This window comes from Thermogutta sp., from assembly GCF_014359955.1.
GTDB lineage: Bacteria > Planctomycetota > Planctomycetia > Pirellulales > Thermoguttaceae > Thermogutta.
In genome coordinates, this window is sequence record NZ_JACIYL010001050.1 from 1 (window position 1) to 1,223 (window position 1,223).

Here is a 1,223-nt window from a genome sequence, read left to right on the forward strand (position 1 = left end):
ATGGCACCGGCAGCTCGATAGTGCTGTACGAGGACGCCAACCGTCGGCGTCGCGGAAATCCCCACGTCCAGAACGCTCCGCCCAGCGGCGGTGAGCCCGGCAATCACGGCAGCGTGAAGCATCTTTCCGCTCGGGCGTCCATCTCGTGAGACCAGAATCATCCCGGGAGGCGCTGCGGCTGCCCAGGCCGCCGCGAATCTGAGGGCAACTTCTGGCGTCAAAGATTCTCCGACGACTCCGCGAACTCCGGAAACGCTCACGATAAGCTCACTCACGGGAGCCTCCCCTCCAGCAGATCGGCCAATTGATCACAGAAACACCCATCCTGACTCGCCTGGCGAACCAACTTGTTCCTTCACCTGGTTCCACTTAAAATGCGCTGAGTGGCCTGAGACGAAGGAATGGCCTACTCAACACCAGCGTTGTCTCATGTTATACGAAAAACGGCGGACGGCTGTACAGTTCAGAAAATCGGGTGGGACAGCTCAAAAAGTCCGAGAATCACGGGGATGATAAGATCACGTGCAAAGGCCATCCACTTGGGCTGAGGACAATGCCGCAAAAGTGGTACTGTCAATTTGGGAAACTTGTGCGGTGCGCCGAGGACGGATAGTTAGTCCAGGAAAAAAGGGGCAATGGGCCGGCGCAACGGTGCGCTCAGGCAAGAGTCGCGGGAAAGTTTCTCCAGGTAGCGTGAGTGACGATCGGCACACACTCGACTGGCGAAAGGACGTTGATCCGGCGGTATGGGCGAGTTCACCGGTCTTGACGGGGGCAGGAACTTATTGAGATTACATGGCTTGAAGCGGACCAGCATCACGTTGGAAAAAGGATCGCGCACGATGGCTTGCAATAACAGGTTTTTCCGCCGTGGGTTGGATAAGTCTGCCCGGCAGCCATCGCTTCTTCTGGTCCCTCGAAGGCAGAGCAGAATGAGTGGGGCCCTCAAACGGAAGCGATCTAAACTTTTCGTCCAGGTCCCGCAATCTAGTCGTCTTCGTGCGGTCGCAGGTCGAGAATGGAATATCTCGATTTGCTTCCTCGGATAACTGTCGGCGCGAGAAAGTTTCCGCTTGATCGGCACGTGGCTGCGGTTTGGCACCGCGCTCCGAAAGGATTGTCGGGGCAGATTCAGACATTCAGATAAACGGAGAGGTGGTTCCCATGACCCTGACGCAGGACGTCGTACAGAAACATTTGAGTCAACTTCAGCAGGCATTATC

The 1,223-nt window shown here is 56.5% G+C and carries 1 pseudogene; it reads right to left on the reverse strand.

What is annotated here, in order from left to right:
- Nucleotides 1–275: pseudogene (locus tag H5U08_RS19295) on the reverse strand (phosphoglucosamine mutase); the annotation flags it as partial.
- Nucleotides 276–1,223 lie beyond the last annotated feature (948 nt).